The 22,541-nt window shown below is 64.2% G+C and carries 20 protein-coding genes; 11 read left to right on the top strand and 9 right to left on the bottom strand.

Going from position 1 to position 22,541, the window contains the following annotated elements:
• Nucleotides 1-96 precede the first annotated feature (96 nt).
• The 8 genes from BMI89_RS12805 to BMI89_RS12770 all read left to right on the top strand — a co-directional run bounded on the left by BMI89_RS12805 (nt 97) and on the right by BMI89_RS12770 (nt 8,943).
• A complete protein-coding gene (locus tag BMI89_RS12805) occupies nt 97-366 on the top strand; it encodes a YMGG-like glycine zipper-containing protein (RefSeq protein WP_075776878.1) in 270 nt (89 codons plus the stop codon).
• 182 nt (nt 367-548) lie between these two features.
• On the top strand, nt 549-2,237 hold the full coding sequence (cydD, locus tag BMI89_RS12800; RefSeq protein ID WP_078571217.1) for a thiol reductant ABC exporter subunit CydD: 1,689 nt from the start codon (nt 549-551) through the stop codon (nt 2,235-2,237).
• On the top strand, nt 2,234-3,895 hold the full coding sequence (locus BMI89_RS12795; protein ID WP_078571216.1) for an ATP-binding cassette domain-containing protein: 1,662 nt from the start codon (nt 2,234-2,236) through the stop codon (nt 3,893-3,895). The genes cydD and BMI89_RS12795 overlap by 4 nt, the downstream gene beginning before the upstream one ends.
• 206 nt (nt 3,896-4,101) lie before the next feature.
• Nucleotides 4,102-5,712 (top strand): cytochrome ubiquinol oxidase subunit I, encoded by a 1,611-nt coding sequence (locus BMI89_RS12790; protein ID WP_078571215.1) that lies wholly within the window; start codon nt 4,102-4,104, stop codon nt 5,710-5,712.
• 6 nt (nt 5,713-5,718) lie between these two features.
• On the top strand, nt 5,719-6,882 hold the full coding sequence (gene cydB / locus BMI89_RS12785) for a cytochrome d ubiquinol oxidase subunit II (RefSeq protein WP_078571214.1): 1,164 nt from the start codon (nt 5,719-5,721) through the stop codon (nt 6,880-6,882).
• A gap of 12 nt (nt 6,883-6,894) precedes the next feature.
• Nucleotides 6,895-7,014, top strand: a complete 120-nt coding sequence (gene cydX / locus BMI89_RS12780; protein ID WP_078521427.1) for a cytochrome bd-I oxidase subunit CydX — start codon at nt 6,895-6,897, stop codon at nt 7,012-7,014.
• 244 nt (nt 7,015-7,258) lie between these two features.
• Nucleotides 7,259-8,017 (top strand): electron transfer flavoprotein subunit beta/FixA family protein, encoded by a 759-nt coding sequence (locus tag BMI89_RS12775; RefSeq protein WP_078521428.1) that lies wholly within the window; start codon nt 7,259-7,261, stop codon nt 8,015-8,017.
• Nucleotides 8,017-8,943 (top strand): electron transfer flavoprotein subunit alpha/FixB family protein, encoded by a 927-nt coding sequence (locus BMI89_RS12770; RefSeq protein WP_078542565.1) that lies wholly within the window; start codon nt 8,017-8,019, stop codon nt 8,941-8,943. Before BMI89_RS12775 ends, BMI89_RS12770 begins: the two co-directional genes overlap by 1 nt.
• A gap of 75 nt (nt 8,944-9,018) precedes the next feature.
• On the opposite strand, the gene BMI89_RS12765 is transcribed toward BMI89_RS12770, so the two are convergent.
• A complete protein-coding gene (locus BMI89_RS12765; protein ID WP_078571213.1) occupies nt 9,019-9,840 on the bottom strand; it encodes a DUF6473 family protein in 822 nt (273 codons plus the stop codon).
• Between the two features lie 155 nt (nt 9,841-9,995).
• Here BMI89_RS12765 and BMI89_RS12760 point away from each other — a divergent pair, with 155 nt between their 5' ends.
• Nucleotides 9,996-10,871: a 3-hydroxybutyryl-CoA dehydrogenase gene (locus tag BMI89_RS12760; RefSeq protein ID WP_078571212.1), complete on the top strand. Its 876-nt coding sequence runs from the start codon at nt 9,996-9,998 to the stop codon at nt 10,869-10,871.
• Nucleotides 10,872-11,139: 268 nt separating this feature from the next.
• Here BMI89_RS12760 and BMI89_RS12755 read toward each other — a convergent pair whose 3' ends face one another.
• The 7 genes from BMI89_RS12755 to BMI89_RS12725 are packed head-to-tail and all read right to left on the bottom strand — an operon-like array spanning nt 11,140 to nt 16,516.
• Complete coding sequence (locus BMI89_RS12755; RefSeq protein ID WP_078571211.1) at nt 11,140-12,000, bottom strand: lysophospholipid acyltransferase family protein; 861 nt, start codon at nt 11,998-12,000, stop codon at nt 11,140-11,142.
• Nucleotides 12,001-12,030: 30 nt separating this feature from the next.
• Complete coding sequence (locus BMI89_RS12750; RefSeq protein WP_075776868.1) at nt 12,031-12,303, bottom strand: HPr family phosphocarrier protein; 273 nt, start codon at nt 12,301-12,303, stop codon at nt 12,031-12,033.
• Entirely contained in the window at nt 12,294-12,701 is a 408-nt protein-coding gene (locus BMI89_RS12745; protein ID WP_075776867.1) for a PTS fructose transporter subunit IIA, read from the bottom strand. Before BMI89_RS12745 ends, BMI89_RS12750 begins: the two co-directional genes overlap by 10 nt.
• Nucleotides 12,698-13,627: an RNase adapter RapZ gene (gene rapZ, locus BMI89_RS12740; RefSeq protein WP_078571210.1), complete on the bottom strand. Its 930-nt coding sequence runs from the start codon at nt 13,625-13,627 to the stop codon at nt 12,698-12,700. The genes BMI89_RS12745 and rapZ overlap by 4 nt, the downstream gene beginning before the upstream one ends.
• Entirely contained in the window at nt 13,618-14,055 is a 438-nt protein-coding gene (locus BMI89_RS12735; RefSeq protein ID WP_078571209.1) for a serine kinase, read from the bottom strand. Before BMI89_RS12735 ends, rapZ begins: the two co-directional genes overlap by 10 nt.
• A complete protein-coding gene (locus BMI89_RS12730) occupies nt 14,056-15,804 on the bottom strand; it encodes a sensor histidine kinase (protein ID WP_078571208.1) in 1,749 nt (582 codons plus the stop codon).
• Between the two features lie 10 nt (nt 15,805-15,814).
• Complete coding sequence (locus tag BMI89_RS12725; RefSeq protein ID WP_078521444.1) at nt 15,815-16,516, bottom strand: response regulator transcription factor; 702 nt, start codon at nt 16,514-16,516, stop codon at nt 15,815-15,817.
• A 347-nt stretch (nt 16,517-16,863) separates the two neighbouring features.
• Between BMI89_RS12725 and BMI89_RS12720 the strand changes: the two genes are divergently transcribed.
• Both BMI89_RS12720 and BMI89_RS12715 read left to right on the top strand, forming a co-directional pair.
• On the top strand, nt 16,864-18,462 hold the full coding sequence (locus tag BMI89_RS12720; RefSeq protein WP_078571207.1) for a phosphoenolpyruvate carboxykinase: 1,599 nt from the start codon (nt 16,864-16,866) through the stop codon (nt 18,460-18,462).
• 111 nt (nt 18,463-18,573) lie between these two features.
• Nucleotides 18,574-20,172: a phospholipase D family protein gene (locus BMI89_RS12715; RefSeq protein ID WP_168176809.1), complete on the top strand. Its 1,599-nt coding sequence runs from the start codon at nt 18,574-18,576 to the stop codon at nt 20,170-20,172.
• A 3-nt stretch (nt 20,173-20,175) separates the two neighbouring features.
• Here the strand turns inward: BMI89_RS12715 and rnr are convergent, their stop codons facing one another.
• On the bottom strand, nt 20,176-22,482 hold the full coding sequence (gene rnr / locus BMI89_RS12710) for a ribonuclease R (protein WP_078571205.1): 2,307 nt from the start codon (nt 22,480-22,482) through the stop codon (nt 20,176-20,178).
• Nucleotides 22,483-22,541 lie beyond the last annotated feature (59 nt).

The raw sequence follows: 22,541 nt of genomic DNA, 5'->3' as shown, positions 1-22,541 counted from the left end.
TCAGGATACGGGCTCAAAACTAATTAAGAAAAACTTGGAACTGCCCGGAGAGGGGCGACGTTGGATGTCCGAAGATACAGAAGGGAGACACGTACCATGAAGAAGATGTTCCTCATCCTGCCGCTCAGCGCCACCGTTGCCGTTGCAGGCTGCCAGATGTCGCAACAAGACCGCGCTGCCGCGACCGGCGGTGTTGCCGGTGCCGCGATCGGCGCTGCTGTTTCGGATGACGGCGACCGCGTGCAGAACGCCGCGATCGGCGGCGCAGTCGGCACCGTTGCCGGCGCTCTGATCGGCAAAGCCAACCAGCCGGGTCAGTGCCGCTATCGCGACTCCTATGGCCGCGAGTACATCGCGCCCTGCTAAGGCCCCGCCACAGGTAACCTCGAAAACCGTTCGGACCCTCATCCGAACGGTTTTTTCATGCGCGCATGGCGGGATGTCCCGCAGACGTGACAAGCGCGGATTGTCGCACGCCATTGCCGCAGACCCTCTGCCCGGCTATCTCCACAGCCAAGCGCGACAGAGGAAAAGACCCCAAAATCCCTATGACAGACGCCACGACCGAAGCGCCGAAGCCGAAAGCCGTTCTTGCCCGTATCGCTCAGCCGGTGGCGGGGAAGTTGAAGCTCGCCGGTTGGCTCGGCGTAGCCTCGGCGCTGATCTGGCCCGCGCAGGCCGCTCTGATCGGCTTGGTTCTTGGCGATCTGGTCGCGCCCGGGGTTAGCCCCGCGCTTTCGCCGCTTGCCGGGGCCGCGGGTTTCGTGGCGCTGGCGCTCGTGCGGATTGCGCTCGACTGGGTTTCGCAGAAGCTTTCCGCCGATGCCGCCGAGGTCGTGCTGCGTGAAAGCCGCGAGACGTTGATCCGAAAGGCGCTGCGTCAGGCCAGCGGGGCCGCCGCGCTGTCGCCTGCGGAACTGGCCTCGCTCTCGGCGGAGAAGCTCGGCGCACTCGGTCCTTGGGCCACGCGCTACCAGCCCGCCTTCCTACGCGCCCGGATCATACCCCTCGCCTTCATCCTGCTCGCCGCCACGCAAAGCTGGGCGGTCGCGGGCATCTTGCTGATCGCGGGGCCGCTGATCCCGCTGTTCATGGCGCTTGTTGGCATGGCCGCGCAGGACGCCTCGGAAAAGCAAATGGTCGAGATCGGCTCTCTGAACCGCCTGCTGATCGACCGGATCGCCGCGATCACCGATCTGCGGCTCTTGGGCGCGGAGGCCCGCTCGCGCGCCGATCTTGAGACCAAATCCGAAGACCTCCGCGTCCGCACGATGGCGGTTCTGCGGGTGGCCTTCCTCTCCTCGACGCTTCTGGAACTGTTCGCCGCGATCGGCGTGGCGCTGGTCGCGGTCTATGTCGGCTTTTCGCTGATCGGCTGGATGAATTTCGGCACATGGGGCAGCAAGATGACCCCGGCCGAGGGGATTTTCCTGCTGATGATCGCACCCGAGTTCTTCCAGCCGCTGCGCGATCTGGCAGCGGCGTGGCATGACCGAGCCGCCGCGCTCGCCGTGGCCTCCGAGCTGGAGACGACCGAGACTGCCATCGCAAAGGCAAACACACTGATGGGCACCGGCGGCGAAGGCACGGCGCCGCAGCTTGGGCCGCTGCACTGGCACGGTCTGCAAATCCGCCCCGGCGAGGCCGCCGATCCGATCCCCCTGCCCGATGGCGACATCGCCCCGGGCGAAGCGGTGGCGATCACCGGGCCGTCGGGCGCGGGCAAGACGACGCTTCTGACCGCGCTGGTCGGGCTGATCCATCCCGAGGCGGGGGAGATCACGCTGGGCGACACCGCGCTGACCGAGCAAAACGCCGATGACTGGCGCGCGGCTTTCGGCTGGATTCCGCAAAGCCCGCGCTTCGCCGATGCGAGCCTGCGCGAGCTGATCACGCTGAACCGTCCCGGCGATCTCGATGCGGCGCTGGATGCCGCGCAGGCGACCGAGGTCGTCGCGGGCCTCCCCGGCGGGCTCGACGCCCGGCTGGGCGACATGGGCGGCGGCGTCTCGGGCGGCGAGGCGCGGCGTCTGCTGATCGCGCGCGCCCATTACGCGGGCCGCCCGATCGTGCTGGCGGACGAACCGACCGCCGATCTCGATGCCGAGACGGGCGCCAAGGTGATCGCGGCGCTGCTGGCGCTGCGCGCCCACGGCACCACCTTGATCGTCGCGAGCCACGACCCCGCCCTCGTTGCTGCGATGGATCGCCAGATCGACTTGGAGGGCGCAGCATGAAAACGCTTCTGACCCTCACCGCCCGTCTGATCGCCGATCAGAAATGGGCCTTCAGCCGAGGCCTCGCGCTGTCCTTCCTCGTGCTCGCGATGGGGGCGGCACTGCTGGGCCTGTCGGGCTGGTTCATCACCGCCTCGGCCTTGGCCGGGATCACGGGGCTGGGCCTCAACTTCAATTTCTTCACCCCCTCGGCAGGCGTGCGCGGGCTGGCTTTGGGCCGCGCGGTTTCGCGCTATGGCGAACGGTTGCTGACCCATGACGCCACGCTGCGTGCGCTGGCGAAGCTGCGCATCGACCTGATGGATGGCGTCTCCCGCCGCCCGCATGAAGAGCAGGCACGGCTGCGCGGTGCGCAGGCGCTGAACCGGATCACCTCGGATGTGGATGCGCTGGACGGCGTGCTGCTGCGGCTGGTCCTCCCCTTCCTCGCAGGCGGCATGGTGCAGATCGCGGCACTTCTGATGCTGTGGTGGCTCGAAGGGCTGCCGATCGGGCTGGCGGTCTTCCTGATCTACCTGCTGGGCGGCGGGCTCGGGCTGATCTGGGTGGCCCGCGCCGCCCGCCACGACGCCCGCGCCGCCGAGACCGCGCTGCAAAACATCCGCCGCCGCGCGCTGGAGACGATGCGTGCGCGCGCCGATCTGGCCGTGGCCGGACAGTTGGAGGCCGCCACCGCGCAGACCTTGGCCGAGGTCGAGGCCGAGGCGCTGGCGCGGCGCAATCTCGAGGCGCTCGACCGGCGCGTGGGGGCCGTGATTTCGGCAACCACCGCGCTTGCCGGAGCCGCCGCTCTGGCTATCGCCGGGCAAATGGCGCTAACAGGGCAGATCACGCCCGCCCGCGCCGCGATGGGCCTGTTCGTGGCACTCGCACTGGCCGAGTCGCTGATGCTGCTCCGTCGCGGCATGGCAGAGATCGGGCGGATGCAGGAAGCCGGCGCGCGGGTCATGGACCTGACCGATACGCCCGAGCGCCCCCAGCCCGACGGCCACGCGCCCATCAATACGGACGCCCCGCTGATCGAGTCGCGCAACGTGGCCTTCACCCGCAGCAATAGCGCCGCGCCGCTCTTTTCGGATCTGACCTTCAGCCTCGCGCGTGGCGAGACGGTGATGCTTGCCGGACCTTCGGGCGCGGGGAAATCCACCGCGCTCGCCGTGCTGTCCGGTCTTCTCAAACCGTCCGGCGGCGAGATCACGGTGAAGGGCCGCGCGCTGGCCGACTGGCCGGAGGGCGACCTGCGCGATGTGCTCACCATGGTTCCGCAGCGCAGCCAGCTGATCGGCGGCACCATCGCCGAGAACCTCGCGCTCGCCCTGCCGCCCGAGGCGCAGCTCGATGAAGACGCGGCCTGGGCCGCACTGCGCGCCGTCGCGCTCGATGAGGTGATCGCCGCGCGCGGCGGTCTCGAGGCGCGGCTTGGCGAAGGCGGCACCGGACTTTCGGGCGGTCAGACGAAACGTCTGGCGCTGGCCCGTGCGGCTTTGCGCCAACCCGACATCCTGCTGCTGGACGAGCCGACCGAGGGGCTCGACGCCCCAACGGCCGCCGCGACTCTCTCCGGATTGCGCGCCCTTTTGCCCGACGCGGGCTTCCTTCTGGTGTCTCACAGACAGCCCGATCAGAGCGCCGCAACGGGCACCATCGCGCTGAAATGACGCACGACCTGCGACAATAAGTCCTTAATTTCATGTGACATATTGTCGTTCACGGCTCTTCACACCTCCGTGCGACACATCGTCAATTTGATTTGGCTCAATGTCAGGCGCAGACCGCCCGCCCATAAGCTGCATCCAGGAATAATATTTCCGAGAAACTCGGCTTTTGGCGAGGTCGGGTGCAAGTAGGGAAACGGAGAACGAGAATGGATTTCGGGATCGTTGAGCTGTCACGGCTGCAATTTGCCATGACCGCCATGTATCACTTCCTCTTCGTGCCGCTGACGCTTGGTCTGTCGATCATCGTGGCGATCATGGAGACGGTCTATGTGATGACCAACCGCCCCATCTGGCGGCAAATGACCAAGTTCTGGGCCACCCTGTTCGGCATCAACTTCGTGCTGGGCGTGGCCACGGGCATTACTATGGAATTCCAGTTCGGGATGAACTGGAGCTACTACTCGCATTATGTGGGCGACATCTTCGGCGCACCGCTCGCCATCGAGGGCCTGATGGCCTTCTTCATGGAAGCGACCTTCGTCGGGTTGATGTTCTTCGGCTGGGAAAAGCTCTCGCCGGTCAAGCACATGGTCGTCACCTGGCTCGTCGCCATCGGGTCGAACTTCTCGGCGCTCTGGATCCTCATCGCCAATGGCTGGATGCAGAACCCCGTCGGAGCCCATTTCAATCCGCTGACGATGCGGATGGAGATGACCTCCTTCTTCGACGTCGTGTTCAACCCCGTCGCGCAGGCCAAGTTCGTGCACACGGTGTCGGCAGGCTATGTCACGGCGGCTGTCTTCGTGATGGGCGTGTCGAGCTGGTACATGCTCAAGGGTCGTCATTTCGAGCTCGCCCGCCGCTCGATCGCGGTTGCGGCCGCCTTCGGTCTCGCCTCGGCCCTGTCGGTGGTCATCCTCGGTGACGAGTCGGGCTACGAGACGACTCACAACCAGAAAATGAAGCTCGCCGCGATGGAAGCGATGTGGGAGACCGAACCGGCCCCCGCCTCCTTCACCCTCTTCGGCATCCCCGACCAGCAAGATCGCGAGACGAAATACGCGATCCACATCCCGTGGGTGATGGGCCTGATCGGCACGCGCTCGCTGACCGAGCAGATCACCGGGATCGACGAGCTCGTCAAAGGCTCGGAAGAGCGGATTCGCAACGGTATCGTCGCCTATGACGACCTGCTGAAAATCCGCGAAGCCAAGGGCGACGTGTCCGCCGATGTCGAGAAGCAGTTCAACGAGAATGTCGGCGATCTGGGCTATGCCTATCTGCTCAAACGCTACGTGGACGATCCCCGTCAGGCGACCGATGCGCAGATCAAGATGGCCGCGGACGATACCGTGCCGACGGTCTGGCCGATCTTCTGGTCCTTCCGCCTGATGGTGGCGCTTGGCTTCTCCTTCATCGCGCTGATGGTCTACTTCTTCGTCGTCTCGAACTGGAAGGGCATGCAATATCCGCGTTGGGCGCTGCGTCTGGCCGTGATCGTCATTCCCGCCCCGTGGATCGCCGCGGAACTGGGCTGGTTCACCGCCGAGTTCGGACGCCAACCCTGGACGGTGGACGGCGTGTTGCCGACGGCACTCTCGGTCAGCCACCTGTCGGTGGGCGACCTACTGTTCACCCTGCTGGGCTTCGTGGCCTTCTACACCGTGCTCTTCGTCATCGAGATGGGCCTGATGATCAAATACATCAAGAAAGGCCCGTATCAGGATGTCGAGGTCACTCAAGAGTGGCTGCAGCGCCATGACGACCGCCTGTCCGGTCGCGACGGCAACGCCCCTGTCACCATGCCTGCGGAGTAAGAACCAATGATCCTCTATGAACTCATCCCCCTCGACGTTCTGCGCGTCATCTGGTGGCTGTTGCTGGGCGTCCTGCTGATCGGCTTCGCGCTCACCGACGGCTTCGATATGGGCGTGGGTGCCCTTCTGCCCTTCGTCGGCAAGACCGATAGCGAGCGCCGCGTGGCGATCAACACGGTCGGCCCGGTCTGGGAAGGCAACCAGGTCTGGTTCATCCTCGGCGGGGGCGCGATCTTCGCGGCCTGGCCACCCCTCTATGCGGTGAGCTTCTCGGGGTTCTACCTCGCGATGTTCCTCGTGCTCGCGGCGTTGATCCTGCGCCCCGTCGGCTTCAAGTATCGCTCGAAGCGCGACTCGGCGGCTTGGCGCAACGGCTGGGACTGGGCGCTCTTCGTGGGCGGCGCGGTGCCGGCACTGATCTTCGGCGTCGCCATGGGCAACGTCCTGCAAGGCGTGCCCTTCGAGCTCAACGACATGCTGATGCCGCTCTATCCGGGCAACTTCATCATGAAGCTGCTGGGCCTTCTGAACCCCTATGCGCTGCTGGCTGGCGTGGTGTCGCTGTCGATGCTGATGATGCATGGCGCGGCGTGGCTCTCGGTGAAGACCGAAGGCGCGGTGAAGGTTCGCGCGACCGAGATCGGCTCCGTTGCAGGCATGGTGGCGTTCGTGGCCTATATCCTCGCGGGGATCTGGCTCGCCTTCGGGATCACGGGCTACCACATCACCTCGGTCGTGCCGGACAACGGCCCCTCCAACCCGCTCTTCTCGACGGTCGAGCATAGCGGGAGCTGGATGCAGGCCTATGCGGACCGCCCCTGGATCGCGATTGCGCCGATCCTCGGCCTCGCGGGTATCGCAATGGCGGTACGGGGGCTGCGCGCCGGGCGCGAAGTCTCGACGCTGCTCTGGTCGAAACTGGGCATCTTCGGCGTGATCTCCTCGGTCGGCCTGACGATGTTCCCCTTCATCCTGCCGAGCTCGAAAATGCCCGACGCTTCGCTGACGGTCTGGGACGCTTCGTCCTCGCACCAGACGCTCTTCATCATGCTTGTCTGCGCGCTCATCTTCATGCCGCTCATCCTCGCCTATACCGCATGGGTCTATAAGGTCCTGTGGGGCAAGGTGACGGTCGAAGATGTCGAGCGCGACAGCCATACCGTTTACTAAGGAGACAGACAGATGTGGTATTTCGCATGGATCCTCGGGCTTCCGCTGGCCGCTCTGGTCGCCGTCGCCAACGCGATGTGGCTCGAGATGCAGAACGACTGCAAGATCGCCGGTGAGTGCAAGGACGACTGACCTTGCCCGGCAAACAAACGCGAAAGGCCGCCTTCGGGCGGCCTTTTTCATGGGCGGATCGTGGACACAGCGCGACGCTAGGGCAATCTGCACGCACCGCTAGCGCAAACAGTCGAAAAGACGTGACGTTTCAGGGCCAAAACGAGGCGTTTTCCCCCTGTCCCTTCGCCCTTTGCTCTTGTAACAAAATTGCCGAATGAATCCGTTCGCCGCAATTTGGCGGACTACACAAGGGAGACACGCCATGAAGGTTCTCGTGCCTGTGAAGCGCGTGATCGACTATAACGTGAAAGCTCGCGTGAAAGCGGACGGAAGCGGTGTCGATCTCGCCAATGTCAAAATGTCGATGAACCCGTTCGACGAAATCGCTGTCGAAGAGGCGATCCGTCTGAAGGAGAAGGGCGCCGTCGAAGAGATCATCGCGGTCTCCATCGGCGTGAAGCAGGCGCAGGAAACCCTGCGCACCGCGCTCGCGATGGGTGCGGATCGTGCGATTCTCGTGGTCGCCGCCGATGACGTGCAGACCGATATCGAGCCGCTGGCCGTCGCCAAGATCCTCGCCAAGGTCGTCGAGGAAGAGCAACCCGGCATGGTGATCCTCGGCAAGCAGGCGATCGACAACGACATGAACGCGACCGGCCAGATGCTGGCGGCACTTCTGGGCTGGGGTCAGGCGACCTTCGCCTCGGAAGTCGTGGTCGAGGGTGAGGCCGCGAAGGTCACCCGTGAAGTCGACGGCGGTCTGCAGACCATCGAGGTCAAGCTGCCCGCGATCGTCACCACCGACCTTCGTCTGAACGAGCCGCGTTACGCGTCGCTGCCGAACATCATGAAGGCGAAGAAGAAGCCGCTCGACGAGAAAACCGCCGACGACTACGGCGTCGACGTCTCGCCGCGCCTCGAAGTGGTGAAAACCACCGAGCCCGAAGCGCGTCAGGCTGGCGAAATGGTGCCGGATGTCGACACGCTGGTTGCGAAACTCAAAGAGAAGGGGGTCGTGTGATGGCCGTTCTGCTGCTGGGTGAAGTGAATGATGGCGAACTGTCGGTCGACGCGACCGCCAAGGCCGTCTCCGCCGCAAAAAGCTTGGGCGATGTGACCGTGCTCTGCGCGGGCGCGTCTGCTGCCGCCGCGGGTGAAGCCGCCGCCAAGATCGACGGTGTCGCGAAGGTTCTCGTGGCCGAGGATCCCTCGCTGAGCCACCGTCTGGCGGAGCCGACCGCCGCGCTGATCGTGTCGCTCGCGGGCGACTACTCGCATATCGTGGCGCCTGCCACGACCGATGCGAAGAACGTGATGCCGCGCGTCGCAGCCCTGCTCGACGTGATGGTGATCTCGGATGTCTCCGGCGTTGTCGATGCCGACACGTTCGAGCGCCCGATCTACGCGGGCAACGCGATCCAGACCGTGAAATCGAAGGACGAGAAGAAGGTCATCACCTTCCGCACCTCGACCTTCGACGCAGCCGGCGAAGGTGGTTCGGCTTCGGTCGAAACCGTCGCCATGTCGGACGCGCCCGCTCTGTCGAGCTGGATCGAAGACAAGGTCGCCGAGAGCGATCGTCCGGAGCTGACCTCGGCGAAGATCGTCGTGTCGGGCGGCCGTGGCGTCGGCTCGGAAGAGGACTTCAAGGTGATCGAAGCGCTGGCCGACAAGCTTGGCGCGGCTGTGGGTGCCTCGCGCGCCGCCGTCGACTCGGGCTTCGCGCCGAACGACTGGCAGGTCGGTCAGACCGGCAAGGTCGTGGCCCCCGAGCTCTACATCGCCTGCGGCATCTCCGGGGCTATCCAGCACCTCGCCGGCATGAAGGACTCGAAGATCATCGTCGCGATCAACAAGGACGAAGAAGCGCCGATCTTCCAGGTCGCCGATTACGGTCTGGTCGCGGACCTCTTCGACGCTGTTCCGGCGCTGACCGAAAAGCTCTGATCCGCGGGAGAGGCGCTGCCCCCCGCGAGAGTTGAACCAAGTCGAAAGGGCGGGGAATTTCCCCGCCCTTTCCTGTTAGAGAAATGGCCGCAGCGCAGGCGCGAGGGCCGCTGCAATTTCCTCATGCACCAGCGGCCCCGGCACCATTTCCGCCGCAGGCTCTTCCAGCGCGGAGAAATGCATCCCCGTCGTGCCTGCACTGCGCGCCGTCACCGAAGGCTCGACCCGCACGATATCGGCCACGAGCGGTCGCAACGTCTCCACCATCGCCTCCGTCACCATCAGAGGCTCGTGTCCGAGCGTGTCGCTATGCGCCGGATCGTGGAATTCGCCCAACCAAAGCAGCAGCTTGCGCCCCTTGATCTTGGCCAGAAGCGCGGTCATCCGCTGCTGCCATGCCTCCTGCAACTCGACTTCGAGCAGTGCGAATTTCTCGGGCTCGCGTTCTTTCAATGCGCTCAGCATGTGACGCGTGAAGTTGAACTCGGTGAAATCCACGCCGCGGAAGATCGAGCGCATCAGGCTCGACGCGCGCAGGAAGCGGTCATTGCGGCGCGGATGCACCGCATAGAAGCGGTTCGACATGTTCTGCGCGCCGAGCAACTGGATCACCGTGACCTTCGCGGCCTCTGACGCCGCAGCCAGTTGCGGCTCGTGCAGGAACACGTCGATCCCGGCATTCAGATAGCCGAAATTCACCACCGGCATCTCCAGCCGCGCCTCGAGCAGCGCGGGCCAGGGATGCTCCACGAATTTTCCATAGGTCTCCGTCCCGCCCATCGCGGCAATGAAATCCCCCTGCAGCGCACGGCGCGGCCCGCGGAACAGAAGTTTGGATTTCCCGTATCGGCACGGAAAGTAATCGAGGGCGCCATCGCCCGTATATTCGAAAGCCATTTTCCCACCTCAGTCTGAGTTCGACTCACCCGAGGCCAGATTGCGCCCAAAATCTTGCCAAACGGCTAATGTTAAAATGATCTCAGCCCTGCGTTTCGCTTGCATGGACCGAGCGGAGAACTATGGTCAGGGCGCAAAGCGTGAGAGGGAAAATTATGGCGATCGAGAAAGTGGGCATCGTGGGTGCAGGGCAGATGGGCAACGGTATCGCCCATGTCTTCGCGCTGGCCGGATATGACGTTCTGCTGAACGACATCAGCGAAGACGCGCTGACGAAAGCGCTCACCACGGTTACCAAGAACCTCGATCGACAGGTGTCGCGCGGCAAGATCTCGGAAGACGAGAAGAACACCGCGCTGAAGAAGATCACTACGACCACGAAACTGAGCGATCTGGGTCCGACCGATCTGGTGATCGAGGCCGCGACCGAGCGCGAGACGGTCAAGCAGGCGATCTTCGAAGACCTGCTTCCGCATCTCAAGCCGACGACGATCCTGACCTCGAACACCTCGTCGATCTCGATCACGCGGCTCGCCTCGCGCACTGACCGGCCCGAGAAATTCATGGGCTTCCACTTCATGAACCCGGTGCCGGTGATGCAACTGGTCGAGTTGATCCGCGGCATCGCGACCGATCAGGAGACCTACAAGGCGCTGCACGAAGTGGTGGAAAAGCTCGGCAAGACCGCGGCTTCGGCCGAAGACTTCCCGGCCTTCATCGTGAACCGCATCCTGATGCCGATGATCAATGAGGCGGTCTATACGCTCTATGAAGGCGTGGGGAATGTGCGCTCGATCGACGAGTCGATGAAGCTCGGCGCGAACCATCCGATGGGGCCGCTGGAGCTGGCCGATTTCATCGGGCTCGACACCTGTCTCGCGATCATGAACGTGCTGCATGACGGGCTGGCCGATACCAAATACCGGCCCTGCCCGCTTCTGACGAAATATGTCGAAGCCGGTTGGCTCGGGCGCAAGACCGGGCGCGGCTTCTACGATTATCGCGGTGACGAGCCGGTGCCGACGCGCTGAGGCACGGTGCAAGTGAGGGGCTCTGCCCCTCGCGCTTTGCGCTCACCCCGGGATATTTTCCAAGAGCGAAGACTGGGGTCGACACCCGGCCCGAGCCGCGATTGCGGAGAACCGGGTGCCTTCGCTCTTACGGCCATCGGCGTCCCCGCCTGTACCGCGAAAGCAGACTGCCCCGCGTTCCGTTAAGATCGCGTAAGCGACTTCGCTCTTTCAAAATATCCCGGGGGGCGGCGGAGCCGCGGGGGCAGAGCCCCCTCCACCAGTCGCCTTACAGCGCCAGCGTTTCCGCCCGCAGGTCCGCGAGGAACTTGCGCGGGTTCTGCAGCGCCTCGGCGATCTCGTCTGCGCTCTTCGCCGGGCCGATCGCGGGGTTCTGGGGCTTGTTCAGCGCACGTTTGATCTCATAGAGCAGCAGCCCCTGCCGCACCGTCGCGCTCAGCTTGTTGGCGATCTGATAGGCGCGCGAATTCTGCCCCGGGAAATGGATCGGCAGCACCGAGGCGTTCGACCGGGCGAGCATTTTCGCGGTGAAGGGGTTCCATTCCTGCTCGATCACCGGTCCCATCAGCGTCTCGGAATGCGCCACCTGCCCGGCCGGGAACAGTACCACCACGCCACCGCGCTTGAGCTGCGCCATGCAGGCGGCGCGCATCTTGAGGCTGTCCTCGCGGGCATTGGGCTCGTGTGGGAAGGGCACCGGCAGCATGTATTGCTCGACTTCGGGAATGCCGGTCAGCAACGACCGGGTCAGGATCAGGAAATCATCGCGCACCTGCCCGATCAGGTAGGCCAGCACCATCCCGTCCACCAGCCCATGCGGGTGGTTCGCGACGACCACCAGCGGACCCTCTTTCGGGATATGGGCGATCTGCTCGGGGGGCGTCGTGACATCGATCCCCATCACATCGAGCGCCTGCGGCCAGAACTCGGCCCCGACCGGCGCGCCGCGCTTCTCGAACTTGCGGATCAGATGCAGAAGCTGCGCTTTCGCGGTCAGCCATTCCAAAGTGCGGATCGTACCGACCTTGAACGGGTTGGAAAACGTCCCCGCATAGGACAGGCGACGCTTATCATACGGCTTCGATACGGCTTGCGCGGCTTCGATTGCGATCTCGCTCTCTTGGTTCATTGGGCGAACCCCCTCGCTGGGTGCGGAGCGTCACATACCTTCGCCGAATTTGTCGGCCACCAATGCCTGAAGCGCATCGGCGAGCTTCTCTGCCTCGGCCCCGCTTGTCGTCACTTCAATAGTGGTTCCACGCGAAGCTGCCAACATCAAAAGCCCCATGATCGAGTCGCCCGAGACCGACTGGCCATCCTTCGCCACCGTGGCGCGGGCGTCATGATCCTCGACAACCTCGACGAAACGGGCAGAGGCGCGCGCATGCAGGCCCTTCTCGTTCACGATCTCCAACTCGCGGGTCACGGACATTTCACCACTCCCGCTTGGGCATTGTAACTATTGATGTATTTTCGTCCCGCGTCGAGCGCGGCCTCGACCGCTGCATGGACCGCAAGGCTGCGCGATTTCGCCAACTTTATCAGCAGCGGCAGGTTCGCACCGTAGATGATTTCGCGGTCTCGCGCCTCGCAGGCCATCAGCGACAGGTTGGACGGAGAGCCGCCGAACATGTCGGTCACAACCACGACACCTGTGCCGTCATCGACCGCATCGGCGGCGGCGCGAATCTCCGCCTGTTTGCCCGCGCGGTCGTGATCGTCCTCGATCGTGATGGCACGAATGCCGCGCTGCGGGCCCACGACATGCTCTATAGCGGCGAGATATTCGCGCGCCAGACCACCATGTGCCACGATCACGATACCGATCACGCGCCCGACCTCACCTTCGTTTCTTCGTTCTCGGCATGGCCGAGACGCTCCAATTCCCTATGACGTTTAGACACGCGCCACCCTGCTTCCGCAAGCGCTTTGGCGATGCTCTCGGACATTGCAACCGAGCGGTGTTGCCCCCCGGTACACCCGAAGCCGACCGAGAGGTAAGCCTTGCCCTCCGCGACATAGGCGGGAAGCAGGAACAACAGCAGATCGAGCACGCGCTGGTGGAACTCCGCAAAGCGCGGATCGGCGGCGACGTAATCCGCGACCGCCGCGTCACGCCCGTCAAGCGCGCGCAGCTCCGGCTCCCAATGGGGATTGGCGAGGAAGCGGCAATCGAACATCAGATCGAGCCCGCGCTGCACTCCGCGCTTGTAGCTGAAGGAATTCACCGTGACCGAGAGCGCCTCGGTGCGGCCCGTGTCGAAGAAGCGCCCGACCTCGGCGCGCAGATCATGCGGGCTCATCTCGGAGCTGTCGATCAGGACATCGGCGCGCATGCGGATCGGCGAGAGCAGGTCCATCTCCTGCGCGATGCCTGCGCCGGGGTCTTCCTCGGGCGATAGCGGATGACGGCGGCGGGTCTCGGAATAGCGCCGTTCGAGCACTTCGGGACGTGCATCCAGATAGAGCAGGTCGAGATGCAGATCCGGGCGCTTGGTCAACATATCGACCAGTTCGATCAGCGCCGCGGCCGAGAAATCGCGACCGCGGACATCGACGCCAAGCGCGACCGGGCCGGTCAGATGGCCTTTGAGAAGGCGCGGCACGAGACTCAGCGGCAGGTTGACGATCGGCTCGTAGCCCAGATCCTCCAAAGCGCCGATGGCAGTCGTGCGGCCCGCACCTGACGGGCCGGTCACCAGCACGACGCGCTGGCCAGCCTGTGCCCATACCGGATCGGATCGGGTCACGCCCATCGGCCCCCTTTCAGCCATTGCAAGATTGCCACATCAAGATGACCATGCTGCACGCGCAGCACAAGGGGCAGATTGACCCCCAACACCCTGTCTTTTCGACAGGTTGGCAAGCGTTCGACCTCTTCCCGATCGAGATCGACCAGCAAAGTGATGCGGGCTTGCGACAGGTGATCGGCGCGTAGGATACCCACACCGCGCGCCTCGATCCGGCCCGCGATCGGCTCCGGTGCGCTTGCGATCAGCGCCCCGCCTTCGGTGCGCAGGTCGACCCGGTCATCGGCGACAAGTGACGCCCCTAGCGCCATCAACCGCAACGCGAGAAGCGATTTGCCGCTGCCCGAGGCGCCACGAATGAGAACGCCGCGCTCGGGGTCGAGCGCGACGGCACTGGCATGGAGATTGGTCGAGAGGTCGTCCGACCCGGTCATTCAGCTGACCGGCAGGCCCACGACGAAACGCGCGCCCAGAGGATCGGAGGTCCGGTCGGCATCGGTGGGGCGGATATTCTCGGCCCAGATCACGCCGCCATGGGCTTCGACGATCTGCTTGGAGATCGCGAGGCCAAGACCCGAGTGATCGCCAAACTGCCCCTCGGGACGCTCCGAATAGAACCGCTTGAAGACCTTGGTCAGCGCCTCTTCGGGAATGCCCGGCCCGGTATCCTCGACCACGACCAGCACACGATTGTCGCGCTGGCGTGCCCAGACCCGCACCGCGTCGCCCTCTTCGCAGAACGAGGTCGCATTGGTGATGAGGTTCACGAAGACCTGCGCCAGACGCGCTTCCAGCCCCGAGATGACCACAGATTGCGACGGCAGGTCGGTAATGAAATCGACGCCCTTCTCGCGCGCCTGCTGCCCGAGGAATTCGCTGAGATTCGACACCATCTTGATCAGGTCGAACCGCTCTTCCTCTTCTTTCACCAGCTCGGAATCGAGCCGCGATGCATTGGAAATGTCACTCACCAGACGATCCAATCTGCGCACGTCGTGATCAATGACCTCGAGAAGACGGGTGCGCTGTTCGTCTTTCTTGACCATATGCAGCGAGGCCACGGCAGAGCGCAGGCTGGCCAGCGGGTTCTTGATCTCATGGGCGACGTCGGCGGCGAACTGTTCGTTCGCGTCGATACGTTCGTAAAGCGCGCCGACCATACCGCGCATCGCGCCCGATAGCCGCCCGATCTCGTCGGGTCGCGCGGTCAGGTCGGGGATGCGCACCCGGGCGGGCGCCATCTTGCGCGCGTTCTTGTCGCGCCCGATTTCGGCAGCGGCGGCAAGATCGGAAAGCGGGTTGGCGATGGTCGAGGCCAGCACCAGCGACAGCCCGATCGAGACGATGATCGCGATCACGAACATCTGCAGCACCTGCTCGCGCTCGACGCGGACCAGCGCGTCAATCTGCCCCGCAACGGAGATCAGCCCCACGACGCCCACGACGCGATCGCCCTGCCGGATCGGGGTGGCGACGGCGAAGATGGTCTCTCCGGCGGCGTTCTTCTGCGAGGCGATCTTGGTGCGGCCATCCAGCGCCGAGGGCACCAGATCGCGCACCATGTCGAGCGCGCTATCGGCGGCGGTGCCGCCACCGCGCTCGAACAGACCCGCGACCGAGTCCCAGATCTGACCGAGAAAATCGCTGAGCACGGTTGAGCGCTTGTCGAAATTCAGCCCGTCGACCTCTTCGACCGGCGCGCGGTCGCCCGTGGTCGTCGTGCCGAGCAGCGCCGCACTGGGATCGAACAGGTAGAGATCGGCACCTTCGGGCAGCTCCATCCCGCGGATCGTCGCGAGCGGGTCGAGCCCGTCTCCCGCCGCCAGATTGACCGGAGCGCCAGCCGGAAGCTGCGCCTCGAACACGTCGGCGGCCAGCTGCGCCTCGTTCACCAGCCCGCCTTCGCGCTGCAGCACGAGGCTGTCACGAAACGGGTTGAGGTAGAGCACGCCGGTCACCAGCACGATCATCGCCAACAGGTTGAAGGTGATGATCTTGCGCGCCAGCGGCGAGCGGTTGAGCGAGAACATCGACCGCCGCGCCCGACCCTTGCGCAGATCGTCGTCGACGATATCGGCCGGGCCGATCCAATCCTCGCCGAGCACGACTTCCGTTTCCGGCGCGCGACGGGCGAAGTTTGAGGAGCGCTTTCGAGCCAATCCGATCTTCCCGGCAATACTCATCTACGTAGCATCACTCTTCGTTATACCGGTATCCGATGCCGTAGAGTGTCTCGATCGCCGTGAAATCATCATCGACGCTGCGCATCTTCTTGCGCAGGCGCTTGATGTGGCTGTCGATCGTGCGGTCGTCGACATAGACCTGATCGTCGTAAGCCACGTCCATCAGCTGATCGCGGGATTTCACGAAACCGGGCCGCTGCGCGAGCGCCTGAAGCAGCAGGAATTCGGTCACGGTCAGCGTGACGTCCTTGCTCTTCCAGGTCACCGCGTGGCGCAGCGGGTCCATTTCGAGCGAGCCGCGCACCATGACCTTGGTGTCTTCGGTCGAGGCGACCTCGCCGGTCGAGATCGCTTCCTGCCGGCGCAGCAGCGCGCGGATGCGTTCGACCAGAAGACGCTGCGAGAACGGCTTCTTGACGTAGTCGTCCGCGCCCATGCGCAGACCCAGAACCTCGTCGATTTCGTCGTCTTTGGAGGTCAGGAAGATCACCGGCATCGCCGTCTTCTGGCGAAGCCGCTGCAGCAGCTCCATGCCGTCCATTCGCGGCATCTTTATATCCAGAACCGCCATGTCCGGGAGACGCTTGGTGAACGCGTCGAATGCAGCCTGTCCATCGTTATACGTTTCGACATCGTAACCTTCCGCCTCGAGCGTCATCGAGACAGAGGTCAGAATATTGCGGTCGTCGTCGACCAGCGCGATTCTCGACATGTCGGAATATCCCTTCACTGCTACTTTATAGTTATTACACGCATATTCCGCGTTCGTTGCCTTCAAATCAACAAAAAGCTGCGAATCACCAAGGTTTCGCGAATCATCAGAGCCAGAATTTCCGAACCTTTGACTAATTTGCCTCACCTTTCCGCGACATTTCGCCGTGATTGCGCTAAACCTAGAAATGGTTGCGCTAACTCCCCCTATCCATTCTGTTCCTTCGCAAAATTGTCATGCTATAGGCGATCCATCCGGGTAACATTGTTGCTCGGATCGGCGCTTCGAGGCCCCGAGGCGCCGGGAATAACCCTGTGAACGCCGCGCGACGGCATCGGGAGCATCAGATGGACATTGGACGCGTTAACCCCGCGAAACGGCTGGAAGATCAAGGCATCGAAGGTCTCGGGAATGTCTATTATAACCTGCTGGAACCGGCGCTGATCCAAGAAGCGATCAAGCGCGACGAAGGCACGCTCGGCAAGGGTGGCGCGTTCTACTGCACCACCGGGAAACACACGGGCCGGTCGCCCAAAGACAAGTTCGTCGTGCGCACCGCCTCGGTCGAAGACAGCATCTGGTGGGAGAACAACTCCCCGATGGATCCCGAAGCCTTCGACCGCCTCTATGCCGACATGCTGGAGCACATGAAGGGCAAGGATTACTTCGTCGAGGACCTCTTCGGCGGTGCCGACCCCGAGCATCGGCTCGACGTGCGCCTCGTGGCGGAAATGGCCTGGCACGGGCTGTTCCTGCGCACCATGCTGCGCCGCCCCGAGCGCGAGGAGCTCGACGCGTTCAACCCGGAATGGACGATCATCAACTGCCCGAGCTTCAAGGCCGATCCCGAGAAGCACGGCTGCCGCTCGGAAACCGTGATCGCGCTGAACTTCGAGAAGAAGACGATCCTGATCGGCAACACCGCCTATGCGGGTGAGAACAAGAAGGGCGTCTTCACCCTTCTCAACTACATCCTGCCCGGCGAAGGCATCATGGCGATGCACTGCTCGGCCAACCACGCGATCGACGACCCCGATGACGCGGCGGTCTTCTTCGGCCTCTCTGGCACCGGCAAGACGACGCTCTCGGCCGATCCCTCGCGCATCCTCGTGGGCGATGACGAGCATGGCTGGTCGCATAACGGCATCTTCAACTTCGAAGGCGGCTGCTACGCCAAGACGATCAACCTGTCGAAAGAAGCCGAGCCGGAGATCTACAACACCTGCTCGATGTTCGGCACCGTGGTCGAGAACATGGTGTTCGACGAGGAGACGCTGGAGCTGGACTTCAACGACAACTCGATCACCGACAACATGCGCTGCGCCTATCCGCTGCATTACATTCCGAACGCCTCGGATACCGCAATGGCGGGCCAGCCCAAGAACGTGATCATGCTGACCTGCGATGCCTTCGGTGTCCTGCCGCCCATCGCGCGGCTCACCCCGGCGCAGGCGATGTATCACTTCCTGTCGGGCTTCACCTCGAAGACCCCGGGCACCGAGGTCGGCGTGGTCGAACCGCTCCCGACCTTCTCGACCTGCTTCGGCGCGCCCTTCATGCCGCGTCGCCCCGAGGTCTATGGCAAGCTGCTGCAGGAAAAGATCCGCAACACCGGCGCGTCGTGCTGGCTGGTCAACACCGGTTGGACCGGCGGCGCCTTCGGCACCGGCTCGCGGATGCCGATCCGGGCGACCCGTGCGCTGCTGAAAGCCGCGCTCGACGGCTCGCTGCATGACGTGCAGTTCCGCAAGGACCCCAATTTCGGCTTCGAGGTTCCGGTCTCGGTCCCGAACGTCTCGGACGTGCTTCTGGACCCGCGCCGCACCTGGGACGACGCGGCGGCCTATGATGCGCAGGCGCAGAAGCTGGTGGAGATGTTCTCGGACAACTTCGCGCAATACGTGCCCTATATCGACGACGACGTGAAAGCCGCGGCGATCGGCTGATCCGCTGAACCCGGAACACGAGATTTTTAAGAAGGCCGGCGATCACGTCGGCCTTTTTCATATGCGAAGCCCACTTTCCTAAACCCTTGAACCGCCTACATGATGCCAGCCATGAAACTGGAACTGCTTCATATTCTGGGCTTCGCCCTGATCGCCGGCCTCATCGCGCTGGCCGGTCTGACGCTGATCGTCGCAAGGCTGTCGCATCGGCGTCCGAAAGGCCCGTTCCCCGAGTCCCATATGCAGGTCGCCCCCGAAACCGGGCGCTTCGCGACCGCGCTGCGGGACCGGCTCGCGGGAATTGAGACAAAGAGCGCGGTCCAGCTGCTCGCCGATCCGCTCGACGCGCTGGCGGCGCGGCTGGAACTGATCGACGCGGCGGAGGTCTCGCTCGATCTGCAATATTACATCTGGCAGAACGACACGGCGGGCGCGATCATGCTCGGCGCGCTGCGCAAGGCGGCCAAGCGCGGGGTCCATATCCGGCTGCTGATCGACGATAACGGCACGGCGGGGATGGACCGCACGCTGGCCGCGCTCGACCAGTTGCCCAATGTCGACGTCCGCCTCTTCAACCCCTTCCCGATCCGCACCGCGCGCTTCCTCGGCTACCTGTCCGACTTCCGCCGCCTGAACCGCCGGATGCACAACAAGGCGATGATCGCGGATGGCCGGATGGCGATCCTCGGCGGGCGCAATATCGGCGACGACTATTTCAACAGCCTTTCCGAAAGCGGCCTCTACATGGATCTCGACGTCGCGGTCGCGGGGCCGGTTCTGGCGCAGATCGGAAAGCAGTTCGACCTCTACTGGAACGCGCCCCCCGCGATCCCGGCGGAAAAGATGCTGGGCGGCTGCGAGGCGAAAGAGGCCGAGACCATCATCCAGACCGAAGAGCTCCGCCTCTCGGAGCCCGAGGCGAAACGCTATGCCGACGACCTTCAGCATCCCGACCGGCTGTCGCGGCTGCTGTCGGGTAAGGCGCGGGTGATCTTCGCCGAGGCGCAGTTGATCTACGACCACCCGTCGAAAATCCACGGGCTTTTGCAGGGGCGCAAACTGCTCTGGCAATATCTGGTGCGTGCCTTGGGGCAACCGCTGGAGGAACTGGTGCTGGTGACGCCCTACCTCGTGCCGACGCGGACGGGGGTGCGCTATCTCAAGCGGATCGCCAAATCCGGCGCGACGATCAAGGTGCTGACGAATTCCTATGCCGCGACCGATGTGGCGCTGGTCCATTCCGGCTATGCGCATCGCCGCAAGGGGCTGTTACGCGCCGGGATCGAGCTTTACGAATACGCAGCCGATGCCGAAGACCGCCGCCCGAGCGACCGCAACCGGCGCGAGCGGCTGCTGGGCTCCGACATTCGCGGCACCTCTCCGTTTTCGCGCAACAAGCTGCACGCCAAGGTCTTCGCGGTGGATCGCGCGCGCGTCTTCATCGGCTCGTTCAACTTCGATCCACGCTCGATGCGGCTCAATACAGAGCTGGGCATCGTGATCGACGCGCCCGAGATCGCGACGGAAATCTCCGAGACCTTCCAGGAATTCATCCCCGCCCGCGCATGGCGGCTGCGCCTCACCCGTGCGCAGCAATTGCGCTGGTCGCGCCCCGGGCATGGCGTGCGCAAGCGCGAGCCGGGCGTGCCCTTCTCGCATCGCATCTTCCTGTGGGTCGCGCAGCGCCTGCCGATCGAGTGGATGCTGTAAGCCTCAGCTCTTGCGCGTGCGTTTCACCTTGCGCGCGACCGCCTTCTTCTTGGCGGCATCGCGGGCCGGTTTGCGCGGCCCCTTACCCGGGCCTTTGCGCGGCGGACGCGTGCCGGGGCGGCGGCCCTTGCGGCGCTTGCCGTCACCCGAGGGCATCCCCTGCCCTTCGACTTCCAGCAGCTCCAGCATCAGCCCGCCGGTGATCGGCACGGCCTCGGACAGCCGCACCCGCACACGCTGCCCGATGGTGATGACCATGCCGGTATCCGAGCCCACGAGCTCCTGCGCCTCGCGGTCGAAATGGAAGAACTCGCGCCCGATCTCGCGGATCGGGATCAGCCCGTCCGCGCCGGTCTCGTCGAGCTTCACGAAGGCGCCGAATTTCTGCACGCCCGAGATGCGGCCCGTAAACTCGCTGCCCACGCGGTCTGACAGGTAGGCGGCCAGATAGCGGTCGGTCGTGTCGCGCTCGGCCACCATCGAGCGGCGCTCGGTATCGGAAATCTGCTTCGCCGTGTCCTCGAGGTTCTCGATATCCCACGCGCTCAGCCCGTCCTTGCCCCAGCCATGGCCGAGGATCAGCGCGCGGTGCACGATCAGGTCGGAATAGCGCCGGATCGGCGAGGTGAAATGCGCGTAGGAGCGCAGCGCGAGACCGAAATGGCCGTAATTCGTCGGCGCGTAATAGGCCTGCGTCATCGAGCGCAGCGTCGAGATGTTGATCAACTCGTCGAACTCGGAGCCCTCGGACTGGCTGAGCAGATTGTTCAGGTGCGCGGTCTGCAGCACCTGCCCCTTCGCCAGGGTGAAACCCGACGCCTGCGCCACTTCGCGCAAGCTCTCGATCTTGTCGAGGCTGGGTTCTTCGTGGACACGATACAGCAGCGGACGGCGCAGCTTTTCCAGTTCCTCGGCGGCGGCCACATTGGCCAGCACCATGAACTCCTCGATCAGCTTATGGGCGTCGAGCCGGTCCTTGAAGCGGATCGAGGCGACATGGCCATCGTCGCCGATCACGATCTGCCGTTCGGGCAGGTCCAGCTCCAGCGGCTGACGGATCGCGCGAGCGTGTTTGAGCGCCTCGTAGGCCTCGTAGATCGGGTCGATGATCTCCTCGACCATATCCTCGGTCTTCTCGTCCGGATTGCCGTCGCGCGCCGATTGCACCTGCCCGTATTCGAGCGAGCCGACCGAGCGGATCATCCCGCGCGTGAAGCGATGCGAGACCTTGCGCCCCTGCGCGTCGATCTTCATCCGCACCGCCAATACCGCACGGTCCACGTTCTCGTGCAGCGAGCACAGATCGCCCGAGAGGCTATCGGGCAGCATCGGCACGACGCGGTCGGGGAAATAGGTGGAGTTGCCGCGCTTGCGCGCCTCGCGGTCCAGCTCGGAGCCCGGCGTGACGTAATGCGCCACATCGGCGATCGCGACCCAGATCAGGAAGCCGCCCTCGTTCTTCGGATCGTCATCGCGGATCACCAGCACCGCATCGTCGCGGTCGCGCGCATCCGCCGGGTCGATCGTGACGAAAGACAGCTTGCGCAGGTCTTCGCGCTCGCCCAGAGGCGCGGGCTTGGCGGCATCGGCCTCGGCCACGACCGCATCGGGGAAATCGTCGGGGATGCCATGCTGATGGATCGCGATCAGCGACACGGCTTTCGGCGCGGACGGATCGCCCAGCACCTCGATCACGCGTGCCTTGGGCAGGCCCATGCGCCCGCGCGGCCCGGTCTGTTCGGCCTCGACCAGTTCGCCATCCTTGGCGCCCTGCGTGACCGCCGCCGGCACTTGCCATTCGTTGCCGACGCCCTTGTCGATCGGCATGATCCGCCCGCCTTCGGCATTCTTGCGGAAGATGCCGACGATGCGATGCGAGGCCTGCCCGATCTTGCGGATCAGCCGCGCCTCGTAGCCGTAATCCTCATCCTCGACCGGGGTCAGGCGGCCGAGGATACGGTCGCCCTCGGCCAGCGTGGGATCACCGTCCTTCGGAACGAAGAGGACCAAAGGCGCAGGCCCCTCGCCATTCCATTCGGCAGGCTCGGCCCATTGGTCGCCCTGACTATCCTCGCGCATCACACGCAGCACGGAAACCGGCGGCAGCACGTTGGGGTCGCGGAAGTTGCGGCGGCGCTTCTCGATCAGGCCTTCGTCGGCCATATCCTTGAGAATGCGCTTCAGCTCGATCTTCGCCTGCCCCTTCACACCGAAGGCCCGCGCGATATCGCGCTTGGCCCCTTGGTCGGGATTGTCGTTCAGCCAGTCGAGGATTTGCTGGCGCGAGGGGATGGGGGCGGGTTTGCTCATGGGTTTGCCTAACATGGGGCGTGAGGGGCGTCACTCAAAGAGTGTTGCGCTAATTCTGG

This window comes from Thioclava sp. F36-7 (assembly GCF_002020075.1).
In the GTDB taxonomy this organism is placed as follows: domain Bacteria; phylum Pseudomonadota; class Alphaproteobacteria; order Rhodobacterales; family Rhodobacteraceae; genus Thioclava; species Thioclava sediminum.
The sequence above is the reverse complement of the archived record's forward strand: the minus strand, read 5'-3'. Positions and strand labels throughout refer to the sequence as shown.